We start from the raw sequence: 3,896 nt of genomic DNA on the forward strand, positions 1-3,896 counted from the left end.
GCCTGAGCGATGGCGTCAGCCCGGCGAAATCCGTCGAGTTCGACGGCTAGATCGACCAAAGTGTCTTCGAGGATGTCCTCGGCAGCCGCATATAGGTCCCAGAGCTGCTTGAGCTCCCACGCGCGGATCAGGGGATTAGAGAAATAGAGCCCGTCGACGATCTTTTGCACCCGGGCTACCTGGGGATTTGTGCGTTCGTGCGCCTGCGACCAGATCGAAAAGTGGGAACTCGCCGAGCAGGTGACCACAGTCGTGTCCAGTTCGCGAGCAACTGCGGACCAGGATGTGGTCGTTTCGAGGCCTCTGCGCGCATGTCTGGCGGCCTCGCCGAATGCCCGTTGGCACACTGTGGCGTATGCGGCGGCTGAACGTCGCGCTTGGCTTAGTTCGCGCAGTTCAGACAGGGTGGTGAAGCTTTGGCGTCCGCGAGTGAACTCGGTCGCAGCCAACAGGGCGTCGCTGCTCGTCCATTGAAATCGAGACTGCCTGTATTGGTCGCGGTGCCAGCGGAGATCGTCGATCCATGCCGAGTTGAGCTTGAGGCCCATCTCGCTGCCAGGAACGGTCATAGAACAATGATGACACCACACCGGTGGTGTGTCATCAGTAGTACTAGTTGCGTCCCGACAAATCATGCTTATCGCCTTGTTTGGAACTTGAAGGCATTCCAACGGTCGCATGCCAGTCATACCGACATACCAGCCAAGCGGCTTCGCAAACATTGCCACTCACTTTCAAAGGCGTCCCAGAAGCGTCCCAATGTCGCATAATGTGCCAGTCGAATTGGATTTGATGTGAGGTTGGGACGCTTGTTGGACGCCATGCATATGGTCGTGTGATGGAATCGAGCTTGCCACTTCCGCATATGTAGGCAATTAGGCGCTTACGTCTTGGTCGTATCGAAATGATCCGATAGGTTTCTCTAACGGCTGTGGATATGACTTGGGTGCAAGATTCGCGGGTCTTGGGTGAGGTGTCTCGTCGCACCCGAGCTGTCCAGGGAGGGCTGTATAACTCTCAGCAAGATCACTTTAGGTTTTGAGCGAGCGTGTCTCGTTCCCTGTTCAGTATCGGAGATTGACGTGAGTAGCACGCATAACCAAGGCCCGTCTCAGTCGGCTGGCGGGCACCGACCACTTGCCGGGACCTTCCGTTCGGCCGCGGCCCGATCGGTCGAGAGCATCGCTTCCGCGTACATCGAGGGTGACAACGACGAAATTGAACAAGGGTCGGAAGTACCCGCGCATGTGGATCGCCCCGCCGAGACTGAACCTGCTGGAAGCCAACAAGATCGGGAGTCAATCGACCGTTCCTCTGACCTGGATGGGGGAGGGAAGTCGTCAAGTGTTCGGGTGCCGGCAAGGTGCCATGCGAAGCTCGAGGAGATGCGGGCGAGCACGGGGATGACGAACGGTCAGATTTTCATCGTCGCGATCGAGGAGACTCATGATCGACTGCCGGAACTGCTCTACCCTGGCGGTCGAATCGGTGGGGGATTATTCGCAGCCCGCGGCATTCGCGCCAAAACGTCACGTGACGATAGTGAGACGCAGGTAACTTACCGACTATTTCATGCCGACTTCGACGTGATTGACCACCTTGTGGCGGAACTGGGCGCAAAATCCCGCTCGCATCTGATCGCGGCGGCGCTGACCGGATATTTCTTCAAAGACGACGAGCCCGCAATATGACGAGGGGAGCGACGAGGGCGCCTTCAGCGCTTCTTGTTTGCGAGTACCCAAAGGAAAAGAACAAGCACGGGGGAGAAGGCGACAGGGACGGCGAGTACCCAATGCGTCACTGTCCCTGTCTCCACCTCCCTGTTGATCCAAGTCAGTAGAAGGGCTGCGACGAGCCACAGGAACGCGACGTGGCGCCAGCGCAACCGCCGCAAGAACAGGTTCAGTCCCACAGGCAGTTTCAGTCTCGACATTCGGTTTGGCATAGCTGGCTCAATTCAGTTGGATATCGACCATGCGGAGTCGGTCGCTGGCAGAAAAGTAGGCAAGCGCGTCAAAGCACGCTGCCGCCGCTTCAGCCATTTGGACGGCCCTTCCGCGCGCCCGTACAGAAACACCCCATAGATTGCAGGTCTGTTCAGTGGTGGGCATATGGGTAGGTGGGATTCCCAATGCGCCGGCTGTCAGCTGCCGTGTATCAGAGTTCTGGTGCCATTTTGGGAACAGATCCAGTTGTGAGAACAGGTGCCTGAGTAGCCCTGTGTGTTCCTCCGGATGGAAGCCGCCCGCGATATGTCCCTCAATGCTGCGGGCCAGCGTTGCGAGCGGGAGGGCCGCCGCGTCGTCGACCAAGGCGCCTCCACTGGCCAGCGAGATCTCCCACGATCGCCCGCTGCCTGTGTCTATTGCCGCAATTTCCCGTACCGGGCGCTCGCCGTTGTCGGTCGCTGCGGTATTGACGTGAACAACAAACAGATCGCGACCGCTGTTGCCGAACGGTGAAGGAGTTGCCATGGCGTGGAGGGTAGCTGCCAGCATGGACTGGATTGCGATCCTTGCCGATGCGGCATTGTCGATCTGAAGTGTCGAAATCAGTTGTTCTGTGTAGGGGACCGACGATCAGGATAATCGGCGAGGACTGCGGTGGTGAACGCCTGATACTGGGACTCCGCGAAGTCGGCGAAAAGAGTAGCGACCGTCCCGTCGTATGGCTTGCCCTCGATCGTGATTGTTGTTTTCGGCGGGCCCTCGCCAATAGTGGTGTGTCTCTCCAGCGCTCGATGAGTGACCTGGTCCCGCACCAGTTTGAGGAGTCTGAACTTGTTATCGCCCATTAAGGCCTGGCGCCACCGTTCCTGGCCTTCGTGGAGCTGCACACCGTTCTTCCTGATCGCCTCCCTCAGGTGTTCCAGGTCAGACTCGCCATGGGGATCGAACCGCCCTGCTCGTCGCAGTCGATACGCAGCAGCTGCGCAAAGATCGAGGCAAGTCAGGGCCGTGCGCGAGGCAAAATCGATCGGGGCTAGTTGTAGGACATCGAATTGCTCGGGTGCGAAGCGTTCATGGATGTACGTGTCACCCTTGGGGCCAGCCATCTCTTGCGCCAGTCCCGCAGCTATGCGAGTGAACCCCACTTGAAAGGCAGCTGAGGCAATCAGTGCTGAAGCGGCCTCATAGTCTGCGGGGAGTGACTTGAGGCGATCCGAAACAGTGTTTGAGATCGTCAACAGGCGAACGTCGTCACTCGGTCTGCTCATCCCTAATTCTCTCGCACGTGACGAGTGGATATGTAGAAAATGGGAAAGCGAAAAGGGCCCCACCTTTGGACGGTGAGACCCTTCCCTGGCCGTGCGGTTCATTGTTTGACTGCTGACCTTGTGCAGAGTTGAGGTCAGGGGAGTCAGGCGGTCACTTTCGCAATCGCGTCGCGGAAGTGGTTGGTCAGATCCTGGAGGGCGGTCGTTCCAGCGGAGTCGATGACCATTTCTCCGTAGCTCTGGTGAGCTCCGGAACCGATGAACGAAGCGAACTTCAGTCCTTCAGTCCCGATCTGTGCCAGTGCATCGGCGCCGTCAGAACCTGCCAGCGCGGTGAGATTCGAAGCGAGCCCACCAAGGTCCCCTGTCTGGGACTGCTGAGTTAGCTGCTGGCCGGTCGCCGACGATGCGGACGCTGCTCCGAGTTTGGCCGGATCAGTCTTCTGTCCACCCCCGAGCGTGCCTACCGCGATCTTCGCGAAGTCGAGGATGTGGGGGAGTGCACCCAGACCGGCTCCGATGACATCGCCGGTTTCGATCGCGTGCCAGAGCTGCTTCTGCAGTTCGCCGGCGGAGTTGGCCAAACCGATGATATCGAGGTTGCCGACGAGTCCGACGATCATCGACACGATCTGAGCGGTACCGGACGGGTCGGGGATCATCGCGATGAGTGATGCTG

5 protein-coding genes are annotated in these 3,896 nt (G+C 58.8%); 1 reads left to right on the forward strand and 4 read right to left on the reverse strand.

Going from position 1 to position 3,896, the window contains the following annotated elements; all coding sequences use genetic code 11:
* On the reverse strand, nucleotides 1-569 hold a 569-nt coding region (locus ACH4F2_RS35250; RefSeq protein WP_398136748.1), incomplete at its 3' end, for a hypothetical protein.
* Nucleotides 570-1,082: 513 nt separating this feature from the next.
* Here ACH4F2_RS35250 and ACH4F2_RS35255 point away from each other — a divergent pair.
* Nucleotides 1,083-1,691: a hypothetical protein gene (locus ACH4F2_RS35255; protein WP_232508942.1), complete on the forward strand. Its 609-nt coding sequence runs from the start codon at nucleotides 1,083-1,085 to the stop codon at nucleotides 1,689-1,691.
* 261 nt (nucleotides 1,692-1,952) lie between these two features.
* On the opposite strand, the gene ACH4F2_RS35260 is transcribed toward ACH4F2_RS35255, so the two are convergent.
* The 3 genes from ACH4F2_RS35260 to ACH4F2_RS35270 form a co-directional block, all read right to left on the reverse strand.
* Nucleotides 1,953-2,474: a hypothetical protein gene (locus ACH4F2_RS35260; RefSeq protein WP_232508943.1), complete on the reverse strand. Its 522-nt coding sequence runs from the start codon at nucleotides 2,472-2,474 to the stop codon at nucleotides 1,953-1,955.
* A 77-nt stretch (nucleotides 2,475-2,551) separates the two neighbouring features.
* Nucleotides 2,552-3,187: a hypothetical protein gene (locus ACH4F2_RS35265; RefSeq protein ID WP_351645731.1), complete on the reverse strand. Its 636-nt coding sequence runs from the start codon at nucleotides 3,185-3,187 to the stop codon at nucleotides 2,552-2,554.
* Between the two features lie 173 nt (nucleotides 3,188-3,360).
* Nucleotides 3,361-3,896, reverse strand: a 536-nt coding sequence (locus tag ACH4F2_RS35270) for a hypothetical protein (RefSeq protein ID WP_398136749.1), incomplete at its 5' end; no start/stop codon positions are given.

This window comes from Streptomyces sp. NPDC017890 (genome assembly GCF_044328675.1).
Lineage (GTDB): Bacteria > Actinomycetota > Actinomycetes > Streptomycetales > Streptomycetaceae > Streptomyces.

Excerpts from the sequence above, each read along its gene's own strand:
- ACH4F2_RS35260 (WP_232508943.1), bottom strand. The coding sequence starts at position 2,474 with ATGGCAACTCCTTCACCGTTCGGCAACAGCGGTCGCGATCTGTTTGTT.